21 protein-coding genes are annotated in these 23,116 nt (G+C 74.8%); 8 read left to right on the forward strand and 13 right to left on the reverse strand.

Going from position 1 to position 23,116, the window contains the following annotated elements:
- Positions 1-8 precede the first annotated feature (8 nt).
- From EV374_RS16150 to EV374_RS16165, 4 genes are all read right to left on the reverse strand, one after another.
- Positions 9-800 carry an ABC transporter permease gene (locus tag EV374_RS16150; protein ID WP_132236161.1) on the reverse strand — a complete coding sequence of 264 codons (792 nt, stop codon included), beginning with the start codon at positions 798-800 and terminating at the stop codon, positions 9-11.
- Entirely contained in the window at positions 797-1,753 is a 957-nt protein-coding gene (locus EV374_RS16155) for an ATP-binding cassette domain-containing protein (protein WP_132236163.1), read from the reverse strand. Before EV374_RS16155 ends, EV374_RS16150 begins: the two co-directional genes overlap by 4 nt.
- 83 nt (positions 1,754-1,836) lie before the next feature.
- Positions 1,837-2,682 (reverse strand): DUF4097 family beta strand repeat-containing protein, encoded by an 846-nt coding sequence (locus tag EV374_RS16160; protein WP_132236165.1) that lies wholly within the window; start codon positions 2,680-2,682, stop codon positions 1,837-1,839.
- A 77-nt stretch (positions 2,683-2,759) separates the two neighbouring features.
- Complete coding sequence (locus tag EV374_RS16165; RefSeq protein WP_132236167.1) at positions 2,760-3,272, reverse strand: hypothetical protein; 513 nt, start codon at positions 3,270-3,272, stop codon at positions 2,760-2,762.
- A gap of 236 nt (positions 3,273-3,508) precedes the next feature.
- On the opposite strand from EV374_RS16165, the gene EV374_RS16170 reads away from it, so the two are divergent.
- Together EV374_RS16170 and EV374_RS16175 are read left to right on the forward strand one after the other, a co-directional pair.
- Positions 3,509-4,768: a M48 family metallopeptidase gene (locus EV374_RS16170; protein ID WP_132236169.1), complete on the forward strand. Its 1,260-nt coding sequence runs from the start codon at positions 3,509-3,511 to the stop codon at positions 4,766-4,768.
- Positions 4,765-5,889 carry a glycosyltransferase family 4 protein gene (locus EV374_RS16175; protein WP_132236171.1) on the forward strand — a complete coding sequence of 375 codons (1,125 nt, stop codon included), beginning with the start codon at positions 4,765-4,767 and terminating at the stop codon, positions 5,887-5,889. The genes EV374_RS16170 and EV374_RS16175 overlap by 4 nt, the downstream gene beginning before the upstream one ends.
- A 13-nt stretch (positions 5,890-5,902) precedes the next feature.
- Here EV374_RS16175 and EV374_RS16180 read toward each other — a convergent pair whose 3' ends face one another.
- From EV374_RS16180 to EV374_RS16200, 5 genes are all read right to left on the reverse strand, one after another.
- The gene (locus EV374_RS16180; RefSeq protein WP_132236173.1) at positions 5,903-7,723 is read right to left on the reverse strand and encodes a bifunctional diguanylate cyclase/phosphodiesterase; all 1,821 of its coding nucleotides are present in this window, start codon (positions 7,721-7,723) and stop codon (positions 5,903-5,905) included.
- Positions 7,674-8,483, reverse strand: a complete 810-nt coding sequence (locus tag EV374_RS16185) for an SAM-dependent methyltransferase (RefSeq protein ID WP_132236175.1) — start codon at positions 8,481-8,483, stop codon at positions 7,674-7,676. Before EV374_RS16185 ends, EV374_RS16180 begins: the two co-directional genes overlap by 50 nt.
- 190 nt (positions 8,484-8,673) lie before the next feature.
- Positions 8,674-9,342, reverse strand: a complete 669-nt coding sequence (locus EV374_RS16190) for a response regulator transcription factor (RefSeq protein ID WP_007072219.1) — start codon at positions 9,340-9,342, stop codon at positions 8,674-8,676.
- A 7-nt stretch (positions 9,343-9,349) separates the two neighbouring features.
- Positions 9,350-11,044, reverse strand: a complete 1,695-nt coding sequence (locus EV374_RS16195; RefSeq protein WP_132236177.1) for a sensor histidine kinase — start codon at positions 11,042-11,044, stop codon at positions 9,350-9,352.
- Positions 11,045-11,058: 14 nt separating this feature from the next.
- Positions 11,059-12,861: an AMP-dependent synthetase/ligase gene (locus EV374_RS16200; RefSeq protein ID WP_132236179.1), complete on the reverse strand. Its 1,803-nt coding sequence runs from the start codon at positions 12,859-12,861 to the stop codon at positions 11,059-11,061.
- A 194-nt stretch (positions 12,862-13,055) separates the two neighbouring features.
- Between EV374_RS16200 and EV374_RS16205 the strand changes: the two genes are divergently transcribed.
- From EV374_RS16205 to EV374_RS16230, 6 genes are all read left to right on the forward strand, one after another.
- Positions 13,056-13,511: an SRPBCC family protein gene (locus EV374_RS16205; protein WP_132236181.1), complete on the forward strand. Its 456-nt coding sequence runs from the start codon at positions 13,056-13,058 to the stop codon at positions 13,509-13,511.
- A 31-nt stretch (positions 13,512-13,542) separates the two neighbouring features.
- Positions 13,543-14,187 carry a hypothetical protein gene (locus EV374_RS16210; RefSeq protein WP_132236183.1) on the forward strand — a complete coding sequence of 215 codons (645 nt, stop codon included), beginning with the start codon at positions 13,543-13,545 and terminating at the stop codon, positions 14,185-14,187.
- Between the two features lie 76 nt (positions 14,188-14,263).
- Positions 14,264-15,211 (forward strand): ROK family glucokinase, encoded by a 948-nt coding sequence (locus tag EV374_RS16215; RefSeq protein ID WP_132236185.1) that lies wholly within the window; start codon positions 14,264-14,266, stop codon positions 15,209-15,211.
- A 10-nt stretch (positions 15,212-15,221) separates the two neighbouring features.
- On the forward strand, positions 15,222-15,929 hold the full coding sequence (locus tag EV374_RS16220) for an endonuclease/exonuclease/phosphatase family protein (RefSeq protein ID WP_132236187.1): 708 nt from the start codon (positions 15,222-15,224) through the stop codon (positions 15,927-15,929).
- A gap of 91 nt (positions 15,930-16,020) precedes the next feature.
- On the forward strand, positions 16,021-17,427 hold the full coding sequence (locus EV374_RS16225) for an NAD(P)-binding domain-containing protein (RefSeq protein WP_132236189.1): 1,407 nt from the start codon (positions 16,021-16,023) through the stop codon (positions 17,425-17,427).
- Positions 17,428-17,441: 14 nt separating this feature from the next.
- Positions 17,442-18,245 (forward strand): alpha/beta fold hydrolase, encoded by an 804-nt coding sequence (locus EV374_RS16230; RefSeq protein WP_132236489.1) that lies wholly within the window; start codon positions 17,442-17,444, stop codon positions 18,243-18,245.
- Between the two features lie 104 nt (positions 18,246-18,349).
- On the opposite strand, the gene EV374_RS16235 is transcribed toward EV374_RS16230, so the two are convergent.
- The 4 genes from EV374_RS16235 to EV374_RS16250 all read right to left on the reverse strand — a co-directional run bounded on the left by EV374_RS16235 (position 18,350) and on the right by EV374_RS16250 (position 22,904).
- Positions 18,350-19,768 (reverse strand): trehalose-6-phosphate synthase, encoded by a 1,419-nt coding sequence (locus EV374_RS16235; protein ID WP_132236191.1) that lies wholly within the window; start codon positions 19,766-19,768, stop codon positions 18,350-18,352.
- A 181-nt stretch (positions 19,769-19,949) separates the two neighbouring features.
- Positions 19,950-20,801 (reverse strand): DUF308 domain-containing protein, encoded by an 852-nt coding sequence (locus EV374_RS16240; protein ID WP_132236193.1) that lies wholly within the window; start codon positions 20,799-20,801, stop codon positions 19,950-19,952.
- A gap of 256 nt (positions 20,802-21,057) precedes the next feature.
- The gene (locus tag EV374_RS16245) at positions 21,058-21,729 is read right to left on the reverse strand and encodes a response regulator transcription factor (RefSeq protein WP_132236195.1); all 672 of its coding nucleotides are present in this window, start codon (positions 21,727-21,729) and stop codon (positions 21,058-21,060) included.
- The gene (locus EV374_RS16250; protein ID WP_207914231.1) at positions 21,726-22,904 is read right to left on the reverse strand and encodes a histidine kinase; all 1,179 of its coding nucleotides are present in this window, start codon (positions 22,902-22,904) and stop codon (positions 21,726-21,728) included. The genes EV374_RS16245 and EV374_RS16250 overlap by 4 nt, the downstream gene beginning before the upstream one ends.
- Positions 22,905-23,116 lie beyond the last annotated feature (212 nt).

Below are 23,116 nucleotides of genomic sequence, written 5' to 3' on the forward strand. Positions count from 1 at the left end.
GACGACGGTCAGCGGGACGGGTCCCGGTTGAACAGCTTCTTCGACCAGAGATAGCCGACCAGCGCGATGGCGGCGCACCAGGCCGCCGCGAGCGCGGCGTTCGTCCCCACCGGCCCGCCGGTCAACAGGCCACGCAGGGTCTCGATGATGGGGGTGAAGGGCTGATACTCGGCGAACTGCCGCAGCCCGTCGGGCATGGAGTCGGTGGGCACGAACCCGCTGCCGATGAAGGGCAGGTAGGTCAGCGGCATGGGGAGGTTGCTCGCCGTCTCGACGCTCTTGGAGACCAGCCCCAGCGCGACCGAGAGCCAGACGAAGGCGAAGGCGGTCATGACCAGCACGCCGGCGGCGGCCAGCCAGGCCAGCGGGCCCGTGGTGGGCCGGAATCCGATCAGCAGGGCGACCCCGGTGACCATCGCCAGGCCGAGCATGCTCTGTGCCAGGCTGGCCAGCACGTGGCCGGTCAGCACCGACGCCCGGGCGATCGCCATGGTCCGGAAGCGGGCGATGATGCCCTCGGTCATGTCCATCGCGACCGACACCGCCGTCCCGGTGGCCGCCAGGCCGGCGGTCATCAGCAGGATCCCCGGGGTCACGTAGTTGACGTAGTCGCCCCGGTCGCCCGCACCGCCGCCCAGCCCGGCGCCGAGGGTGCCGCCGAAGACGTAGACGAACAACAGCAGCAGCATGACGGGCATGCCGACGAGCAGCACCGTCATCGACGGGTAGCGCACCCAGCGGCGCAGGTTGCGGCGCAGCATCGTGCCGGAGTCGCGGACGGCGTACGTCACAGTGCTCATCGGGGGGTTCCCACCTTCTCGGGCCGGCCGGTGAGGGCCAGGAAGACGTCGTCGAGATCGGGCGTGTGCACGGACAGCGACTCCACGGCGATCGACTCGCTGTCCAGCAGGTCGAGCAGGTCCCGCAGCGACCGGACACCGCCGTCGCCGGGCACGTGCAGGGTGAGCTCGGCGGCGTCGCGGGACTGCCCGGGCAGCACCCGGACGGCCGTGTCGAACGCGGCCCGGTCGGCGAAACGCAGGCTGACGTGCCCGCCGGGGACGAGCCGCTTGAGTTCCGCCGGGCTGCCCTCCGCCACCAGGCGGCCGTGGTCGAGCACGGCGATCCGGTCGGCGAGCTGGTCCGCCTCCTCCAGGTACTGGGTGGTGAGGAGGATGGTGACGCCGTCCGCCACCAGGTCCCGGACGATCTGCCACATGGCCTGCCGGCTGCGCGGGTCGAGTCCCGTGGTGGGCTCGTCGAGGAAGACGACGCGGGGGCGGCCGACCAGACCCATGGCCAGGTCGAGTCGCCGGCGCATCCCGCCGGAGTAGCTGCCGGCGGGCTTGCCGGCGGCCTCGACCAGGTCGAACATCCTGAGCAGGCCCCGCGCGCGCTGCCGTCCCTCGGCCCGGGGCAGGTGGTGCAGGTCGGCCATGAGCCGCAGGTTCTCCTCGCCGGTGAGCAGTCCGTCGACGGCGGAGAACTGGCCGGTCACGCCGATCGCGGCGCGTACTGCGTCAGGCTCCCGGGCGACGTCGTGACCGGCCACCCGCGCCTCGCCGGAGTCGGCGCCGATCAGGGTGGACAGGATCTGCACGGTGGTGGTCTTGCCGGCGCCGTTGGGGCCGAGCAGGGCGAAGATCGTCCCTGCGGCGACGGTGAGGTCGATCCCGTCGAGCACCACGTGATCGCCGAAGGACTTCCGGAGGCCGGTGACCGTGATGGCCGCCGGGGCCGAGCTGGGTGGCATGTCTTCTCCTTCACGCCGGCCGTCGGGCCGGTCAAGGCGGGCCGGCCGTCGAAGCCGGTCGGTCGGGCGGGCGGAGCGGTGGTTCAGCAGCGGCGGATCACGATGTCGCCGAAGGAGGTCCGGGCGGTCACCCGCACGGCGCCCTCGGGCTCGCCGGGCGGTTCGTACGCCTCGAGGTGGTTGTCCACGCGGCCGAGCTGGGTGTGCAGGTCGAGCAGGGTGGCGGTGCCGGAGCGGACGCCGATGTCGAGCCCGCCGGTCGCGGTGCGGACCGACACCGTGCCCGCCGAGACCTCGCCGATGCGGATGTCGCCGTTGGCGGCCGTGGCGGTGACCGGACCGTGCGCGCGGTCCACGGTGGTCTCGCCGTTGGCGGCCTTCACCCGCACCTCGCCGGTGACCGTGCCGAGCCAGCTGTCACCGTTGGAGTTCTTGACCACGGCGTCGCCGTCGACCTGCTGCACCTGGATCCGCCCTGATCCGGTGCTGATCCGGGCCGCACCGGCCACCTGCCCGACGCGGACGCCGCCGGCGGAGGTGTCCAGGTCCACGTCGGCGGTCTGCTCCAGCTGGATGTCGCCGGTCGCGATCCGGACCCGGCAACTGCCGAGCCGGCCGCTGCCGCGGAACGCCGCCACGGAGGCGTCGCCGTGCAGGTGCGAGCCGGTGGGCAACCCGATCGTCACGTCGACCGAGCCGGGCTTGCCGAACAGCCCGAACCCGCGCTGCCGGGGCGACCTGACGACGAGCCGGCCGTCGGCGTACTCCACCCGGGTCTGTTCGGCGGCCCGTACGTCGGCTTCGGTGGCGGCGTTGCTCGGGCGGACCTCGACGTGCGTGTCGGTGCGGTCGGTGGCGGTGAGCTGGACGTCACCGACGACGAGGTCGACGGTGGCCGAGATGGGGGTCGGGGTGTCGAATGTGGGCACGGCGTGGTCCCTTCTGGCGGGTGGACGTCCCGGAGCGGGACGGATGGTCGGAGGCGTGCGGCGGACCGGCGGGCGGTTCAGCGGGCCCAGCCGGTGTAGCGCTGCCCGCTGGACGGGGCGCGTCGCTGCGGCTGCCGGCCCGCCCCGCTGGACGCCACGGCGGCCGTGGCCGCCCGGACCAGCCAGGCGTTGACCGAGAGGCCGTCGCGGGCGGCCGCCTCCTCGATGCGGCTCTTGAGGTGTTCGGAGAGGCGGAAGCTGATCCGCGAGGTGGCGCCCTCCTCGGCGTCCGCCGGCGGGACGGCCGGCTCGGGGGCCGCGGCCTCGCCCTGCGATTCCGGGCCGGCCGGCGGTGGCGTCACGACGAAGCTCGGCTCCCGCCCACGCAGGCGCAGCTCGACCGACCCGGGCGCCAGGTCGCGGGTGATCTCGGCCGCCGCCGCGGTCAGCGCGTCCAGGAGCGCCAGCCGGAGCGCCGAGTCGAGCGGCCCCGCCAGTCGCTCGGCGAGTGCGCGGGCCTCGTCGCCGCCGAGTTCGGCGACGCCGGCCAGTTCCTGCCGGAGGTTGTCGACATACGACGTCAGATCCATGACGTCACTATGGCATCAAGATGGCGTCATAGCAAGCTCTAATGGCTTCGGATGGCGTCATGATGGCAAACGGTGACGCCAGAGGGGGTGGATCCGCTGCCGGGACCGCGCGGGCCGGGCCGCGCGGGCGGCGGCGCGGCGGGCAATAGGATGGGCGGTCACGGCGGAGGGAGCGGCGGCATGACGCGGGTACGGATGCGCACTGCTCGCGACGACGCGACGCCAGGACGGCCGCGGTGACCCCGCGCGGCTGGGCGCTGCTCACCCTCGCCGGGCTGACCCTCGCCCTCCTCGTCGCGGCGGCGCTGCTGATTCCCTGGCACCGGCCGCCGGCACCCCGGGCCGACCAGCTCGCCGCGCTGGGCGACCTCCCCGCCGAGCAGGTGGCCCGCAGCCGGGAGTTCCGCTCCGCGCTGCGCCCCGCCGGCTGGGCCGCCATCGCGATCGGCCTGCTGGTGGCCCTGCTGCTCGGCCTGACCCCGCTGGGCAGCCGGCTCGTCGAGCTGGCCGGGCGCCCGTTCGGCGACCACTGGGCCGCCCAGGCCGTCCTCGGCGGGCTCGCCGTGGTGCTCGTCGCCGACCTGGTGACCCTCCCGTTCGCCGCCTGGCGGCAGGCCGTGCTCACCCGCTACGGACTGAGCACCAACGGCTGGGGCGGCTGGACCGTCGACCTGCTCAAGTCCTACGCGGTCAGCGCCGTCATCGGAGCGGTGGCGCTGCTGGGCTTCTACACCGTCGTCCGGCTGTCGCCGCGCTGGTGGTGGGCGTTCGGCGCGGCCGGCGCGGCGACCCTGGTGGTGCTGCTCTCCTTCGTGCTGCCGGTGCTCGTGGAGCCGGTCTTCAACAGGTTCACCCCGATGGAGCAGGGCCCGCTGCGCACCCAGCTGACGCAACTGGCGGCCCGGGACGGTGTCCCGGTGCGCGACGTGCTGGTCGCCGACGCCTCGCGCCGCACCCGGGCGGTCAACGCGTACGTCTCCGGGCTCGGGCCGACCCGGCGGGTGGTGGTCTACGACACGCTGCTGCGCGAGGCGACGCCGGCCGAGGTGACCGCCGTGGTCGCCCACGAGCTGGGGCACGCCAAGGACCGGGACGTCGCGGTCGGCACGCTGACCGGGGCGCTGGGCGCCGCCGCCGCGGTGGTCGCGCTCTACCTGCTCGGCTCCGCCGGCCCGCTGCTGCGGCTGGCCGGCGTCGACTCGGTCGCCCAGCCGCGCGCGTTCCCCCTGCTGGTCGCCCTGGTGACGGTGGCCGGGCTGGTCTCCGCGCCGGCGCAGGCGCTGATGTCGCGGCGGGTGGAGGCGCGCGCCGACGCGCACGCGCTCGCGTTGACCGGCGACCCGGCCGCCTTCGAGGCGATGCAGCGGCGGCTCGCCGGCATCAACCTCGCCGACCCCGATCCGCCACGCTGGGAATACCTCTACTCCGCCACGCACCCGTCCACGGTCGAGCGGATGGCCGCCGCCCGCGCCCACGCCAGGGAGGCCGGCCGATGAGCCGTACGCTGCTGATCACCAACGACTTCCCGCCGCGCCCCGGCGGGATCCAGTCCTTCGTGCACAACCTCGCGGTGCGCCAGCCCGCCGGGTCGGTGGTCGTCTACGCCTCGACGTGGCGGGGCGCGGAGAAGTTCGACGCCGACCAGCCGTTCGAGGTGGTCCGGGACCGCACCCGGGTGCTGCTGCCCACGCCGCTCGTGGCCCGCCGGGCGGCCCGCCTGGCGCGCGCGTACGACTGCGACACGGTGTGGTTCGGCGCGGCGGCCCCCCTCGGGCTGCTCGCCGCGGGCCTGCGCCGCCGGACGGGCATCCGTCGGGCGGTGGCGCTGACCCACGGGCACGAGGTCGGCTGGGCCGCGCTGCCGGCCGCCCGGGCCGCGTTGCGGCGCATCGGGCGCGGCGTCGACGTGACGACCTACCTGGGCGAGTACACCCGGGTGCGGCTGGAGCGGGCGCTGCACGGGGTGACCGAGCTGCACCGGCTCGCCCCCGGGGTGGACGTGGACGCCTACCACCCGTCGGTCGACGGCGAACCGGTCCGGCTCCGGCTCGGGCTGGCCGACCGCCCGGTGGTGGTCTGCGTGTCCCGGCTGGTGCCGCGCAAGGGGCAGGACATGCTGATCCGGGCGATGCCCGAGATCCGCCGCCGGGTGCCCGACGCCGCGCTGCTCGTGGTCGGCGGCGGGCCCTACCGGGCCACGTTGGAGAAGCTGGCCCGCCAGACGGGCGTCGACCGGGACGTGGTCTTCACCGGCTCGGTGCCGTCGGCTGAGCTGCCGGCCCACTACGCCGCCGGCGACGTCTACGCCATGCCCTGCCGCACCCGCAACCGGGGCCTGGACGTCGAGGGGCTCGGGATCGTCTACCTGGAGGCCTCCGCGACCGGCCTGCCGGTGGTCGCCGGCGACTCCGGTGGCGCGCCGGACGCGGTCCGCGAGGGCGAGACCGGTTTCGTGGTCCGTGGCCGTGACGTCGCCCAGCTCGCCGACCGGGTGGCCACGCTGCTCGCCGACCGGGACCTGGCCCGCCAGTTCGGCGCGGCCGGTCGCGCGTGGGTGGAGCGGGAGTGGCGCTGGGAGGCGCAGGCGCAGCGGATGGCCGCCCTGCTCGCCGGCTGACGGCGCCGCGGTCTCAGCGCAGGCGGGCCAGGACGCGCTCGGCGGAGTCCGGGCGGCCGAAGTGCCAGCCCTGGCCGGCGTCGCAGTCGATCGCCCGCAGCCGCTCCGCCTGCCCGGCGGTCTCCACGCCCTCGGCGGTCACGGTCAGGTCCAGCGCGTGCGCCAGCGAGACGAGCGAGGCGAGGATCCGCTCGTCGGCCCGGGCCTCCGGCGCCCGCAGCCCGGCCACGAACTCCCCGGCCACCTTCAGCTCGGTCACCGGCAGGTCCCGCAGGTACGCCAGGTTGCAGTAGCCGGTGCCGAAGTCGTCGATGGCGATCCGGACGCCGAGGTCGGCGAGCACCCGCAGGGCCCGGACCGGCTCCTCGGCGGTGCTCATCATGGTGCTCTCGGTGATCTCCAACTGGAGCCGCTCGGGCGACAGCCCGGTGTGCCGCAGCAGCGCGCGTACCTCCTGGACCAGGCCGGCGCGGCGTACCTGCCGCACCGCCAGGTTGACGCTGACGAACGGGGCCGGCCCGGTGCCGACGGCCCAGCTCTCGGCCTGCCGGCACGCCTCGGCCAGCACCCACCCGCCGAGCGGGACGATCAGCCCGGTCTCCTCGGCCAGCCCGATGAAGCTGTCGGGCCGCAGGACGCCCAGCTCCGGGTGCCGCCAGCGCACCAGGGCCTCCATGCCGAGGACCCGGCCGTCGCGCAGCGAGGTCAGCGGCTGGAAGTCGAGGTAGAACTCGCCCCGCTCCAGCGCCGCGGGGATGGCCGCGGAGAGCGCGTACCGGGCCAGGTCCTGGCGGTCCCGGTCGGCGTCGTAGAGCGCCCAGCGGGCGCCACCGGCGGCCTTCGCCCAGTGCAGCGTGCTGTCGGCCGCCCGCATCAGGTCACCGGGGGAGGTGCCGGCGACCTCCCGCTCGACGATGCCGATGCTCGCCGAGACGCTCAGCTCGTGCCCGTCCACCAGCACCGGCTCGCGTACCGCCGCGAGGGCGGCCTCGGCGACGGCGACGGCGTCGTCGGTGCCGGTGGTGCCCTCGACCAGGACGACGAACTCGTCCCCGCCGAGCCGGGCGACCAGATGCCCGTCGAGGGCCAGGCGGAGCCGGTCCGCCACGGCCACCAGCAGCCCGTCGCCGACCTGGTGCCCGTGCGAGTCGTTGACCACCTTGAAGCGGTCGAGGTCGAGGAAGCAGACGCCGAGGCGCGCCGAGCCCTCGGCGGGCGAGTCGATGGCGGCGCTGAGGCGCTCCGTCAACAGCGTGCGGTTGGGCAGGTCGGTCAGCGGGTCGTGGGTGGCCTGGTGGCGGAAGCGCGCCTCGCTGCTGCGCAACGCCCGCTCGGCCTCCGCCCGGGCGGTCATCGCGGCCCGGCGGATCGTCTCCTGCTCGTCCAGTGTCCGGTCCCGCATCGCGCGGGCGTAACCGGTGGTCACGGCGGCCAGCAGCCGGGCCAGCCGGTCCTCGACCTCCTCCTCGACCAGGCCGAGGTCGCGGGCCAGGCGGAGCTGGACGACCTCGACCGTACGACCCAGCGCCTCGGCCGAGGCGATGTGGGCGGCCACCAGTTCGGTGCCCACCCGGTGGCCGACCCGCAGGTCGATCGGCTCGGCCAGCAGCGCCGCCGCGAGTTCCTCGGTGAGGCGTTGCAGCAGCGCCTCCAGTTGGGCCTGGGTCATCGGCAGGTAACTGGTGCCGGAGACGGCCTTGGCCCACGCCCGGGCGAAGGTGCCCGGGCGGGACGGGTGCCGCACAGTGGTGCCGGTCGGGGCGACGGTGGCCGCCCCGGGCGGCTCAGCCACCGAGTCGCCCGACGCCGCCGATGAAGGCCGCCCGCTCGGCATCCTCGGCGCTGTCGGGGGAGTCCGGGCGCCACTGCGGCACCCAGACCACGCCGGGGTCGACCAGCTCGAAGCCGTCGAAGAGGGCGGTGAGTTCGCCGCGGCTGCGGATCCACAGCGGATTGTCGGTCCGCCGGTAGACCCGTTCGGCGTCGGCCCGCTCGTCGTCGCCACGGCCGTCGCCGCTGGTCTGCGACAGCACCAGGTAGCTGCCCGGCGCCAGCGCCTCGCGCAGCGTCCGCAGCAGTTCGGCCGGCCGGTCGTCGTCGGGCACGAAGTGCAGCACCGCCACGATCATCACGGCGATCGGCTGGTCGAAGTCGAGCAGCCGGCGGACGTCGGGGTGGGCGACGATGCGCTCGGGACGGCGCAGGTCCTCCTGCACCACCACGGCACGGTCGTTGCCCTCCAGGATCTCCCGGCTGTGGGCCACCGCCACCGGGTCCACGTCGACGTAGACCACCCGGGCGTCGGGGGCCTCGCGCTGGGCGATCTCGTGCACGTTGCCGACGGTCGGGATGCCCGAGCCGACGTCCAGGAACTGCCGGATGCCGGCGTCGAGGAGGAACTGCACCGCCCGGCGGAGGAACGCCCGGTTCGCCTGCGCCATCAGCGGGGCCTCCGGCACCGCCGCCACCATCGCCTGGGCCGCCGCCCGGTCGACCGCGAAGTTGTGCGAGCCGCCGAGGTAGTAGTCGTACATGCGGGCCACGCTGGGGCGTTCGATGTCGATCTCGTCGGGTGCCCAGTCCGGCCGCTGCATGCGTTCACCCCTCCTGTCGGTGTGCGGGACACCGTTGCCCGCGCCGGTATTCTGCCGGCTCACCGCCCGGGAGACCATAGCGCGCCGCGAACCCTTCGACGCCGCCGCGCGATGCGACGACGACGGGTCCGCGCCCTTCGGCGGTCGCGGACCCGTCGGTGGTACGTCGTCGGGCTCCCGGCGGGAGCGGTCAGAACTTCGGGGCGTCCGGCGCCTCGAGCAGACCGAGCCGCAGCGCGGTCATCAGCGCCTGGGCCCGGTTCGCCGCGCCCAGCTTCTCGTAGAGCTTCGAGATGTGGGTCTTGGCGGTGGACTCGCTGACGAAGAGCTGCTTGGCGATGCCCGCCACGCTCATCCCGTCGGCGAGCAGCCGCAGCACCTGCCCCTCGCGCGGGGAGAGCTGCGGCCCGGACGGGGCCAGCCGGCGCTTCATCGCCTCGGCCAGGTCGGCGGCCGTGAAGGCGCTGGGGGAGGAGGCGGCGTGCCGGGCGGCGGCGACCACCTCGTCCGCCGGCGCGGTCTTGGGCACGAAGGCGCTGGCCCCGGCCTCCAGGGCACCGAAGAGCTGGTCGTCGCCGGCGTACATGGTGAGCACGACGATGCCCATCGAGGCGCTCGACTTGCGCAGCGCCCGGGTGGCCTCCAGGCCGCTGCCGTCGGGCAGCCGCAGGTCCATGATCACCACGTCCGGCTGCAGTGCACCCGCCTGGCGCACCCCTTCCGCCGCCGTGGCGGCCTCCCCGACGACCTCGAACTGCCGGTCGCGCTCGAACGCGTGCCGCAGGCCCTTGCGGATCAGGTCGTGATCGTCGACAAGGAGGACCTTGGTACGGGTGGCCGGTGTCGGACTTGTGGTCATCCTCGGGTTACTCCCCTTCTACTGCCGCTGCGCTACCGCGCACGTTATCGCGCCGGGGCGAGGAGCCGAGCACCACCGCCACGGTCGTGCCGCTCGGTTGCCGCGGCCTGATCTCCAACCGGCCCCGGATACGTTCCGCCCTCTCGGCCATGATCGCAAGACCGTAGTGCCCGTCGGACCGCTGGTCAGCGATCCCCTGACCGTCATCCGACACTTCGATCTGCGCGTACGGGGGGTCGACCTCGCAGGTGACCCAGAGATTCGACGCGCCCGCGTGCTTGCGCGCGTTGGTGACCGCCTCCTGGGCGATGCGCAGCAACTCGGCCTCGGTGGCGGCGGGCAGCCGCGCGGTGGACTCGTCCAGGGACAGGTGCACCCGCAGTCCGCCGGAGGCGCCGACCGTGCGGGCGTACTCGGCGATCGCGGCAGCCAGGCCGCCGTGCCGGTCCACCTCGCTGCGCAGCTCGAAGAGGCTCAGCCGCAGCTCGGTGATCACCCGGGTCACCTCGCCGCGCAGCGTGCGTAGTGCCTCGGCGGTCTCCTGCGGGTCCTCGTCGACGTACGCCAGGGCGTTGTCGATGCCGTAGCCGACCATCACCAGTTCCTGCGCCACCCCGTCGTGGATCTCCCGGGCCAGCCGCTGCCGCTCCTCGTTGGTGGCCAGCGAACGGACCTCGTCGAAGAGCAGCGCCGCCTCCAGCCGCAGCGCGGCCGGGCGGGTCAGCCCCGTCACCCGGGACACCACGCCGGGCGGGTACGCCTGCGCCGCGTCCGCCTCCAGCACCACCAGTCCGACGGTGCGCACCCCGGCCACCAGCGGCACGATCAGGGCGGACACGTCGCCGCCGCGGTGCGACCGGGCCTGCGAGCGGGCGGCGGTGTGCGGCTGCTGGCTGGCCCACGCGTCGGCGATGGCCGAGTCCGCGTCCAGTGTCGTCTCCCAGTCGACCCGTTCCACGCCCACCTGGGCGAGCACCACCAGCCGGCCGCCGCCGCTGGCCGACAGCACGGCCGCCCGGTCCGCCCGGGCCACGGTGCGCAGCTCCTCCAGCAGGTGCTCGGAGATGCCGCCCGGGTCCAGGGTGGCCCCGGGCAGCTGCCGGGCCACGGTACGCAGCTGGGTGAGCAGCCGGGTCGCCTCGGCGTACGGCTGCGGCTTGCCCTCGTTGCGGACCTGCATGACCCGGTGCAGGCCGCTGGCGGCGGCGAGGCCGAGCCCGGCCAGGATCAGCCACTGGGCGCAGATCACCAGGTAGCCGAGTTCGCTGATCTGCCGCTGGCCGTCGGTCTCGGTGAGGGCACCCGCCACCAGCAGGGTGGCCGCCGCGACGGCCAGCAGGGCGACGCCCTCGCGGAACCGGCGGCGCAGCGCGGTGACGGTCACCGGGACCGCCAGGTAGGGCAGCACCGCCGAGGCGCCCAGCCCGCCGACGTCCCCGCCGACGGTGGCCACGGCGGCGACCTGGCTCGCGGCCAGCCCCAGCACCAGCACTTCGGCCACCCGGCTGAGCGGGCCGACGGGCCGGTGTTCGGGCGCCAGCAGGGCGGGCAGCCCGGCGACCGCCAGCAGCGCGATCCACCAGAGCTGGCCGGGGTCGTGCGTGGCGTACAGGGTCAGGACGGCGACGAGCGCCAGCATGACCACGCGCGCGGCGGCGGCGAGGGGATGCGGCTGGGGCCGGGGGGGCGTCGAGGCGGGCACGTGACGGATCGTAGTCAGGCCCGGTAGATGTCGGCGATCTCCGCCGCGTACGACTTGTGCACCACCTGGCGCTTGACCTTCAGCGACGGGGTCAGCTCACCCGTCGCCTCGGTGAAGTCGCGCGGCAGGATCCGGAACACCTTGATCGCCTCGGCCTTGGAGACCGCCTGGTTCGCGGCGTCGACGGCGCCCTGGATCTCGGCGCGCAGCCCGTCGTGGTCGCGCAGCTTCTCGACGGGGGTGTCCTCGGGCAGGCCGGCCGAGGCGAGCCAGCGCGGCAGCGCCTCCTCGTCGATCGTGACCAGCGCGGCGATGAACGGCGCCCGGTCGCCGACCACCACGCACTGGCTGATCAGGGGGTGGGCCCGGACCTGGTCCTCCAGCACGGCCGGGGCGACGTTCTTGCCGCCGGCCGTCACGATGATCTCCTTCTTCCGGCCGGTGATGCTCAGGAAGCCGTCGTTGTCGAGCTGGCCCAGGTCGCCGGTGCGGAACCAGCCGTCCGCGCTGAGCGCCTCGGCCGTGGCCGCCTCGTTGCGCCAGTAGCCCTTGAAGATCAGATCGCCGGCGATCAGGATCTCGCCGTCGTCGTCGATCCGGATGGTGACCCCCGGCAGCGGCCGGCCGACCGAGCCGATCCGGGTGGCGTCGGGCAGGTTCGCGGCGGCGGCGGGAGAGGTCTCGGTCAGGCCGTAGCCCTCGCACACGTTCACGCCGATGCCGCGGAAGAAGTGGCCGAGCCGCGCGCCGAGCGGGGCGCCGCCGGAGATGGCGTCGCGGCACCGGCCGCCGAGCGCCGCCCGCAGCTTGCGGTAGACCAGCTTGTCGAAGAGCGCGTGCTGCACGCGCAGCGCCAGGCCGGGGCCGCCTGGGGTCTCCAGCGCCTCGCTGTACGCGATGGCGACCTGCTCCGCGCGGGCGAAGATCCTGCCCTTGCCGTCGGCCTCGGCCTTCTGCTTGGCGCCGTTGTAGACCTTCTCGAACACCCGGGGCACCGAGAGCACGAAGGTGGGGCGGAACTCCTGCAACTCGCCGACCAGGTTCCTGGTGTCCGCGCAGTGCCGCATGGTGGCCCGCGCCTGCACCACGCCGATCTGGATGAGCCGGGCGAAGGCGTGCGCCAGCGGAAGGAAGAGCAGGGTCGAGGCGCCCGGCCGGAAGAGGTTGGGCAGCACCGGCACGGCGTTGGCGATGTCGGCGTACATGTTCCGGTGGGTCAGCACGCAGCCCTTGGGCCGGCCGGTGGTGCCGCTGGTGTAGATGATGGTGGCGAGGTCGTCGGCGCGGACGGCGGCCCGCCGCCGGTCGATCTCCGCCGGGTCGACCGCCTCGCCGGCCCGGACCAGTTCGGCCACGGCGTCGAGGTCGATCTGCCAGACGTGACGCAGCTCGGGCAGCCGGTCCTGGACGCCGGCGACCAGGGTGGCGTGCGCGCTGCTCTCCACCACACAGGCCACCGCGCCGGAGTCGGACAGGATCCAGGCGGTCTGGTCGGCGCTGGAGGTCTCGTAGATCGGCACGGTGACCGCGCCGGCCGCCCAGATCGCGTAGTCCAGCAGGGTCCACTCGTAGCGGGTGCGGCTCATCAGGCCGACCCGGTCGCCGGGCTGGACGCCGGCGGCGACCAGGCCCCGGGCCGCCGCGACGACCTCGTCGCGGAACTGCCGGCAGGTGACGTCGGCCCAGGCGCCCCCCGCGCCGGTGGGGCGGACGAACTGGACTGCGTCCGGGGCGACCTCGGCGTTGTCCCAGACCGGGTCGGTGAGGTTGGCCGCGTCGCCGACGGTGACGATCGGCGGGACGGAGAACTCGCGCACCTGCACTCCCTCGTGCTCACACTGGCCGGGCGGGCCGCCACCACGGGTCGGCTCCGTCGAAACCTACCCGCCCCGGCGGCCGGGGCGAAAAGGCAGGTCGCCCAGGCTGCCCGCTGGTCGCCGCCGGACGCCTCGATCCGGCGTGCCGGGGGCGGCGCGGCGTGGGCGCCGCCGGTGCCGGGTAGCCTCCCTGCATGGCGGACACCTCCACCCAGTCGATCGTCGTCGGCGCGTCACCGGAGCGGGTGGCGGCGGTCATCTGCGACTTCCCGAGCTACCCGGAGTGGACCGAGGCGATGCGGCGGGTCGAGGTGATCGAGGAGTACGAGGACGGCTACGCCAGCCAGGTCCGCTTCACGATCGACGCCGGTGTGCTGGCCGACGAGTACGTGCTGGCCTACGAGTACGCCGAGGATCTCTCCCGGATCGAGTGGCACCTGGTGGAGCCCTCGAAGATGCAGAAGTTCCAGCGCGGCTCGTACGACCTGGACAGCAACCCGGACGGCAGCACGACGGTGACCTACACCCTGGAGGTCGAGCTTTCCGTCGGGATGCTCGGCATGTTCCGCCGCAAGGCCGAAAAAATGATCATGGATACCGCGTTGAAGCAGCTCAAGCGCCGGGTAGAAGCATCCGGTGCGGCGCAGTGACGCGTCCGGCGGCAGGGTAGGGGAGCCGACCATGGGTGCAACGGATCCGGGTTCGGCCCGGGAAGAGGCCGAACGTCTGGTCGCCACGGCGCTGGCCGCCGCCCGGCTGGCCGCGGCCGGCTCGAAGGGCGGCCAGTGGGGTCCGCTCGGTGGGATCGTGTCGAGTGTCCTCGGTCACAGCGGCAGCCCGGGTGCGTCGACCGGGTCGCCCGCGGGCGGTTTCGCCACCGGCGCGGCCGAATGCTGCGTCTGCCCGGTCTGCCGGGGCATCGCCGCCCTGCGCGATCCGAGTCCCGAGTTCGCCGAGCGCCTCGCCACCGGCGCGGGCGACCTGGCCGCCGGTGTGGCCAGCCTGCTGCGCGCGTTCACCCCGCCCGAGCCCTCCGCCGACGCCCCCGCCGGGCCGGCGGCCACCCCGGGTCCGGCAGGCGGGGACGACCACGTGTGGCGCGAGGCCACCCGTAGCGGGCATGATTCTCAGCCGGCACCGGAACGGGACGTCTGGTCCGCCGCCACGCGGGCGGAGGACGAGGCCGCCCCGGCCGCCGTACCGCCCGTCGACGTCGCCGGGCAGGCCGCCCCGGGGACCGTCCGGACGTCCACCGACGGGCCCGTGGTCCCCACGTCCCGGGCACCGGGGGACGAGGGCGGGCAACCTCCGGGCGACGGGGCCTGACCAACGCACATCCCGACCACGCGCCGGTCGTCCGCCGGCGCCGGTGCGGGCAGCACAGCAGAGGGGAGTGGCGGCGGTGACGCTGACCATCGGAGTCGACGTCGGTGGCACGAAGGTGGCCGGTGGTGTCGTGGACGCCGCCGGCACGGTCCTCGTGCAGGCCCGACGGGACACCCCCGCCGACGATGTCGCCAAGACCCGCGACGTCATCATCGAACTGGTCCGCGAGCTGGCCTCCGGGCACGCGATCGAGGCGGTCGGCATCGGCGCGGCCGGCTGGATCGACGCCAGCCGCTCGACCGTGCTGTTCGCCCCGAACCTGGCGTGGCGGGACGAGCCGCTGCGCGACTACGTCAGCGCCGCCACCGGCCTGCCGGTGATCGTGGAGAACGACGGCAACGTGGCGGCCTGGGCGGAGTTCCGCTACGGCGCGGCCCGCGAGGCCGACGACTCGATGGTCATGTTCACCATCGGCACCGGCGTCGGCGGCGGCATCGTGCTCAGCGGGGAACTCCTGCGGGGCGCCAACGGCATCGCCGCCGAGCTGGGCCACATGCTGACGGTGCCGGACGGTCACCAGTGCGGCTGCGGCCGGCTCGGCTGCATCGAGCAGTACGCCAGCGGCAGCGCCCTGGTGCGGTTCGCCCGCGCCGCCGCCCGGCAGGAGCCGCACCGCGCCACCGGCCTGCTGGAACTGGCCGGCGGCGAGGCCGAGGCGGTCACCGGGCCCATGGTCACCGCCGCCGCGCAGGCCGGCGACCCGGTCTCCACCGAGGCGTTCGCGCAGGTCGGCCGGTGGCTCGGCACCAGCCTCGCCGACATGGCGCAGATCCTCGACCCGCAGGTGCTCGTCGTCGGCGGCGGGGTGATCGAGGCCGGCGACCTGCTGCTCGGCCCGACCCGCAGGTCGTTCGCCAACGCGCTCGCCCAGCGCAGCCGCCTCCCCGTCGCCGAGATCCGCCCGGCCGAGCTGGGCAACACCGCCGGCGTCATCGGCGCCGCCGACCTGGCCCGCCGGATCTGAGGCGGTGACCGTGACGCAGAGTCCGGGCGTGCCGCTGCGCGTCGTGTCGTACAACATCCACAGCCAGCGCGACGACACGGCCGCGCTGGCGGCGGTCGTCCGCGACGCCAGGCCGGACGTGGTGATCGTGCAGGAGGGGCCGCGCCGGTTCCGGTGGCGGCAGAAGTCGGCGGCGCTGGCGGAGTCCTTCGGTCTGGTGGTGGCCGCCGGCGGGCTGCCCGCGCTCGGCAACCTGCTGCTGACCAGCCTGCGGGTGCGGGTGGTGGCCGACCGCTGCCAGCGCTTCCCGCTCACCCCCGGCCGGCACCTGCGCGGCGCCGCGTACGCCGAGTGCGTGGTCGCCGGGGCAGCCCGGTTCGCCCTGGCCGGGTCGCACCTGTCCACGGACCCGGCCGAGCGGCCCGCGCAGGCCGCGCTGTTCAAGCGCGAGCTGGACGCCGCGACCACCCCGGTGGTCGCCGCGGCCGACCTGAACGAGGGGCCGGACGGGCCGGCCTGGGCCACCGTGGCGCGCGGGCTGACCGACGCCGCCGTGGCGATGGACCGGGCCGACCGGCTCACCTACTCCTGCGCGGACCCCCGGCGGCGCATCGACGCCCTCTTCGTCGATCCACGGATCACGGTGGTCGACTACGACGTGGTGGACACCCCGCAGACCCGCCGCGCGAGCGACCACTTCCCGGTCCTGGTCGACCTGCTGCTGCCGGCCGCCGACTGACCGTCCGTCGCGGCCGGGGCTGGACAACCCGCTCCGTTGTGGAGAGGATGCTGCGCGACCCGGCACTCGTGCCGCACAAAAGGAGATCCCGGTGTCCACCTCCACCGACCATGGCCGGCCCGACCCGGAGGCGAGCACTCTCGCCCTGACCCGCGACGGCCGGCCGGTCTCCGACCGGGGCGACACCGTCTGCGTCGTCGGCGCGGGGGCCAGCGGTCTGACGGCGATCAAGAACCTGAAGGAACACGGCTTCGGCGTCGACTGCTACGAGCGGGAGACCGGCGTCGGCGGCGCCTGGAACTGGCGGCACGACCGCAGCCCGGTGTACGCGAGCACGCACCTGATCTCGTCGCGGCCGTTCACCCAGTTCCCCGACTTCCCGATGCCGGACGACTGGCCGGACTACCCGCACCACAGCCGGCTGCTGTCGTACTTCGAGCGGTACGCCGACCACTTCGACCTGCGCGGGCACATCTGGTTCGGCACCGAGGTCGTCCGGGTGGAGCCCGTGGCCGGTGACCGCTGGGACGTGACCACCCGCAGCACCGGCGGCTACGGCCCGGAACGCACCTCCCGCTACGCGGCCGTGGTGATCGCCAACGGCCACAACTGGTCGCCGAAGCTGCCCCGCTACGAGGGGCTGGAGGAGTTCCGGGGCGAGGTCATGCACGCCTCGTCCTACAAGGACCCCGCGCAACTGCGCGGCAAGCGGGTGCTGGTGGTGGGCGCCGGCAACACCGGCTGCGACATCGCCGTCGAGGCCGCCCAACAGGCGTCGCGCTGCTGGCACTCGACCCGCCGGGGCTACTGGTACGCCCCGAAGTACGTCCTCGGCCGCCCCGCCGACCAGGTCAACGACGCGCTGCTGGCGCTGCGCGTGCCGCTGCGGGTGCGGCAGTGGCTCTACCACTGGACGCTGCGGCTGACCGTCGGCGACCTGACCCGGTTCGGCCTGCCGAAGCCCGACCACCGGGTCTACGAGACGCACCCGATCGCCAACAGCCAGCTCGTCTACTACGTGGGCCACGGCGGGATCGCGCCGGTGCCGGACGTCGTCCGCTTCCACCCGTACGCCGTCGAGCTCTCCGACGGCCGGGAGATCGACCCGGACCTGGTCGTCTTCGCCACCGGGTACCTGCCGCGCTTCGAGTTCCTCGACCCGGAGGTGCTCGGCGACGACGCGGGGGAGGGCCGCCCGAAGCTCTGGCTGAACGCCTTCGTCCCCGGTCGCCCCACGCTGGCCGTGGCCGGGCTGGTGCAGCCGGACTCGGGCATCTTCCCCCTGTCGCACTGGCAGTCGGTGCTCTTCGCCCGGCTGCTGCGGCTGCGCGTGACCCGTCCCGACCGGGCGGCGGCCTTCGCCGCCCGGGTGGCGGCGAAGGCGGGGGAGCGCTACGCCGGGCCCGTCAAGGACAGCAGCCGGCACTGGTTCGAGGTCGGCCACGCCGACTACCTGCGCGCGGTCCAACGCGCGCTGCACGACCTGGAGGAACAGTGAGTCAGGTGCGGATCATGCGCGGGCGGGAGTGGGCCCGCCCGGTCCGTCCGGTCCGGCGTGAGGTGCTCGGCGTGACCCCCGAGGTGGAACAGGGACGCCCGCCGCTGCTCTTCGTACCGGGCTTCGGGCACGGTGCCTGGGCGTTCGCCGAGCACTGGCTCGGTCACGCCGCGTCCCGGGGCTTCCCGGCGTACGCGCTGAGCCTGCGCGGGCACGGCGGCAGCGGGCCGGCGCCGGAGGCGACGCTGCGGGCGTACGCGCACGACGTGACCCAGGTGGCCGCGGGCCTGCCGCGCCAGGCGGTGCTGGTGGGGCACGGCGCCGGGGCGCTCGTGGTGGCCCACGCGCTGGCCCGCTACCCGGCCCGGGCCGCGGTGCTGGTCGCGCCGGTGTTCGGCGGCTGGGCGACGTTCGGGGCGGCGCTGCGCCGCAACCCGGTCGGCACGCTGCCGGCGGTGTTCGGCGGGCCGCTGCGGCTGCACCGCCGGCAGCTGTTCAGCCGGGAGCTGCCCGAGGCGGAGGCCCGGGGCTACGCGGGCCGGCTGGGGCGGGCCGGCCGGCGTGCCCAGTGGCAGCTGCTGACCGGGCGGGCCGCCGAGCCGGCGGTGGGCAACCCGCCGGTGCTGGTGCTGGGCAGCCCCGACGACCGGGTCGTGCCGTCGACGGCGCTGACCCGGGCGGCCCGGCGGTACGGCTCCGCCCCGCTGCTCTTCCCCGGCATGGGGCACGACATGATGCTCGACGCCCGGTGGCGGGAGCCGGTCGACGCGATCCTGGACTGGCTGGAGAAGGACCCCGCGCCGACCGGCCGGCCCTGACCGCCCCGGGCCGGGCCGGCCGCACGTGACTGCCCCGCGCCGACCGGCCAAACGTGACTGCCCCGCGCGACCGGACGGCGGTGGCGCGGGCCGGGCCGGTCGCCTCAGCCGGCGGCGCCCAGCCGGGTCAGCAGCGAGCCGCTGTCGTCGAGGGCGGAGAGGTAGGAGCGGGCCCACGCGCGGATGTCGTGCCGGTGCAGGTGCGCCCGCATGGCCCGCATCCGCGCGCCGAGGTCGTCCGGGCCCGCCCGCAGCGCCGCGAGCAGCCCCTGCTTGAGCCCCTCCAGGTCGTGCGGGTTGACCAGGTACGCCTGCGGCAGTTCGGCGGCGGCGCCGGCGAACTCGCTGAGCAGCAGCGCGCCCGTGTCGTCGACCCGGGCGGCCACGTACTCCTTGGCGACGAGGTTCATCCCGTCGCGCAGCGGGGTCACCGCCATCACGTCGGCGACGCGGTAGAGCGCGGCCAGTTCGGCGCGGTCGAACGGCTGGGTCAGGTAGTGGATCGCCGGCTCGCCGACCCGGCCGAACTCGCCGTTGATCCGCCCGACCTCGCGCTCCACCCGTTCGCGGAGGATCTGGTACTGCCCGACCCGCTCCCGGCTGGGCACCGCCACCTGCACGAGCACGGTGTCGCGCACCTTGACGTGCCCGTGGGCGATCAGCTCGCTGTACGCCTTGAGCCGCTGCTCGATGCCCTTGGTGTAGTCCATCCGGTCGACGCTGAGGATCACCTGCTCGGGACTGCCGAGGTCATGGCGCAGCCGGGCGGCCCGGTCGGCCACGTCGGGCCGGGCGGCCAGCGCGGCCATCTCGGCGGTGTCGATGGAGACGGGGAAGGCGCCGATCCGGACCACCCGGTCGTCGACGGCGATCCGCCGGTCGGTGGCGGGGACGTCCAGCACCTTCGCCACCAGCTGGGCGAAGTTGTGCGCGGCCTGGGAGCGCTGGAAGCCGATCAGGTCGGCGCCGAGCATCCCGCGCAGCAGCTCGGCCCGCCGCGGGAGCTGCATAAACAGCTCGGGCGGTGGGAACGGCACGTGCAGGAAGAAGCCGATCCGCAGGTCCGGCCGCAGCTCCCGGAGCAGGCCGGGCACCAGTTGCAGGTGGTAGTCCTGCACCCAGACGAGCGCGCCGGGCTCGGCCACGTCGGCCGTGGCCTGGGCGAACCGCTGGTTGACCCGCTGGTACGCCTCCCACCAGCTGCGGTGGTACTCCGGTTGCTCCACCGAGTCGTGGTAGAGCGGCCAGAGGGTGGCGTTGGCGAAGCCCTCGTAGTGGTCGCGCAGGTCGTCGGTCGTCAGCGCAACGGTGTGCATGCGGACGCCGTCCACGTCGGGCAGCGCGGGCGCCGGGCCGGTGCCGCCGGCCCACCCCACCCACGTCGCCGGGGTGTGTCGCAGGAGGGGATGGAGGGCGCTGACCAGGCCGCCGGGACTGCGGCGCCATTCGCAGGCCCCGTCGGGCGCCACACTGTCGTCGATGGGCAGGCGGTTGGCCACCACCACGAGGGAACTCTGTCGCATCTCGGGCATTCCGATCAGCAGGGAGTGACCGCCGCAGCGGAGGAACAACCGGGCAGTCAGCGAGGGATGTGACGGACAGCGGTATTCCTACTGACAGTAAGTTACACCAGTGTTGCGCACCGGGCTCGGGGCGTCCGTCGTCCCGGGATGCGGGCAGGAGCGCCGGCGGACAGCTCGCTGGTCAGACGACTGCGCCGTCGTCCGGGTCGCGCTCGTCGTCGTCGCCACCGGGGCGCAGCCGCCAGATCAGCGCGACGAAGCCGGCGAGGATGCCGGTGAACCCGAACAGGTTGACCACCGACGGGTCGGCCACGGGGAAGAGCGACGGGAACAGGAAGAGCACGAAGCCGACCACGATGGCCAGCACCCCGACCACCGTGTACTTCGAGAAGCGCGGCAGGGGCGGGGGCGGCGGCGGGGTGTAGCGCTCGTCCTCCGACTCGTCGTCGGGCAGGTCCGCGCCGAAGGTGTCCAGCCCGTCGAGCAACGACGGCTCGTCGTGGCGGCCCCGCGACAGGGAGACGCCCGAGATGTCGGCCGCGTACGGCAACCGTCGCACGTCGGTGGCGGTCGGCCCGGCGGGCTCGTCAGGCGTGCCGAGGGTCACCGGGCCGGCGGCGGGCCCGGGCGGGTCGTCCACGTCCTCGGCGGCGGGCCACGGGTTGTCGCCACCGCGGGGGGCGGTGGTGTGGAAGCCGGCGACGATACGGGCCCACTCGGCCTCGATGTCCGGCTCGTCGGCGCGGGGCTTCTCGGGGGCCGTCTCGTCCGCGAGCTGGGTCAGGTAGTCCCGCGCGGTCCTCAGGTGCGAGCGGTCGACGTAGAGCCGGTCGACGGGGCGGGCGGGCACGGTGGTGGTGCGGGTGACCGGGTTCAGGTCGGCCGAGGGCTGGAGGTAGGCGGCGATCCCACCGGCGGCCAGGACGTCGAGCAGGTGCTCACCGACGCGCGGATCCACGTCGCCGGCGATGGCGTACTCGCTCGCGTCGAGCCCGTTGTCCCGCCGTCCCCGGCGGGCCCCACCCGCTGACACCGGACATCCTCCTCATCACGCGCCCGCGGCGCGGCCGCCTGAGCCCCGTCGGCGCCGACCCGCACGCCGTGCCTTGAATCGTGACACGTCCGGACCCGGTTCCGGGAGTGCCTTGTGGCGCGGCGTACGAAGTCAGAGGCCCTGTCGCAGGTCGCGACCGGGGATTTATGTCCGTTCTTGCTGAATGTTTTTCAACGGAGCCCGCCTGCGGCACCGCCCGAGGGGCCGCCGGTGCCGACGAGCGCGCGACCGCCGGTCAGCCCGGGCCGGGCGGTGAACCCGGCCGCACCAGACCGCTCTCGTACGCCGCCACGACGAGTTGCGACCGGTCCCGGGCGTGCAGCTTGGCCAGCAGCCGGCTCACGTACGTGCGTGCCGTCGCCGGGCTGATGTGCAGGACCGCGCCAATCTCGTCGTTGGACCGGCCGGCGGCCACCTCGGCCAGGACCTCCCGCTCCCGGGCGGTCAGCGCCGCCAGCCGGGCCGGGTCCGGCTCCCGCCCACCGGCGCGTACCGCCGTCATGACCCGCCGCGTCACCGCGGGGGAGAGCAGGGCCTCCCCGGCCCGGACGATCCGCACCGCCCCCCGTAGCTCGTCGGGGCCGGTGTCCTTGAGCAGGAAGCCGGACGCGCCGGCCCGGATCGCCTCGAAGACGTACTCGTCGGTGTCGAACGTGGTGAGCACGACGACCCGTACGCCGGTCAGCCGCTCGTCGGCGACGATCCGGCGGGTGGCCTCGATGCCGTCCGTGCCCGGCATCCGGACGTCCATCAGCAGGACGTCCGGCCGCTCGGTGACCGCCAGCCGGTACGCCGCGTCGCCGTCGCCCGCCTCCCCGACGACCTCGATGTCCGGCGCCCGGTTCAGCAGCGCACGCAGCCCCGCGCGAACCAGGTGCTGGTCGTCGACGAGTCCCACCCGGATCACGTGGTCCCTCCCAGGGGTAGTTCGGCGCGTACCTCGAAGCCGCCGCCGGGTCGGTTGCCGGCGGTGACGGTGCCCCCGAGCAGGGCGGTGCGCTCCCGCATGCCGCCGAGCCCGTACCCGCGCGGGGTGTCCTCGCGCTGCCCACGGCCGTCGTCGCGGACGGCGACGGCGAGGGTGCCGGCGCCACGGACGACGTCGATCTCGACGGTGCGCGCACCGGCGTGGCGCAGGGTGTTGGTCAGCGCCTCCTGGATCAGCCGGTGGGCGGTCGAGTCGACCGCGGCGGGCAGCCCGGTCAGCTCGCCCTGCCGGTGGACGGCGATCCGCAGCCCGGTGGCCCGCGCGCCGGCGGCCAGGGCGTCCAGCCCGGCCAGCCCTCCCACCGGTTGCCGGGGCTCGGCCACGGCCGGGTCGCGCAGGAGACCGAGGGTGGTGCGCAGTTCCCGGGCGACCTGGGTGGTGGCCGAGCGGACGTGCCCCAGGGCGGCCCGGGCGGCTGCCGGGTCGTCGTCGAGGGCCTCGTCGGCCACGCCGGCGTGCAGCGAGATGACGGAGATGTGGTGGGCGATGACGTCGTGCAGGTCCCGGGCGATCCGGAGCCGTTCCTCCTCGACGCGGCGCGCCGCCTCCCGGGCGTGGTCGCGCTCCAGCTGCCGCAGCCGCCACCGTTGCTCCCGGCGCCGCAGCCGCCGGGACCGGACCCCGTCGCCGAGGGCGACCGCGGCGGCCATGATGGCGACGCTGGAGGCCAGCTCGAAGCCGATGAGGTACGCGACGCTCGCGCCGTCCGCCGTGCGGAACGCGGTGGAGACGACGAGCAGGCCGAGCCCCACGAGCACCGCCCAGCGCAGTTGCCCGGCCTCGGCCGCCGAGTAGAGCGCCGCGGCGAGGGGGAGGGCCAGCCCGACCGGCGGGTAGCCGGCCACGTAGTAGGCGACCAGGCCCGCGGCGCTGACCACCAGCACGGTGGTCGGCGCGCGGCGGCGCAGGAGCACGAGCGCGCCGAGCCCGACGGCGAACAGGTAGGCGGGAGCGTCGCGGCCCCGGTCGCCGCCCAGGTTCGCGGTGATCGCCGCCGCCACGACGGCCGAGACGGCGACGCCGATGAGCAGGTCCAGCACGGCGGCCCGGGGCAGCCGGACCAGCCTGCCCGCTCCCCGTCGCGCCCCGGTCACCCGCACACCACGAGCGTAGGTGCCGCCGGCCTGCCCGCGGGGCCGACGGGTGTCCCGACCGACCGTCGCCGCGCGTCGTATCCGCGACGGGCGGCGGTACGTCGACAGGCGACACCGCCCGCCCGCCGTCCGGCTGCGGCCGTCCGGGATGGACGCTGCGCGCCACGCGGGCCGGATCACGTTGTGGCGGCCGGCATCGGGTTCGTAGGCTC

It is taken from the genome of Micromonospora sp. CNZ303 (assembly GCF_004345505.1).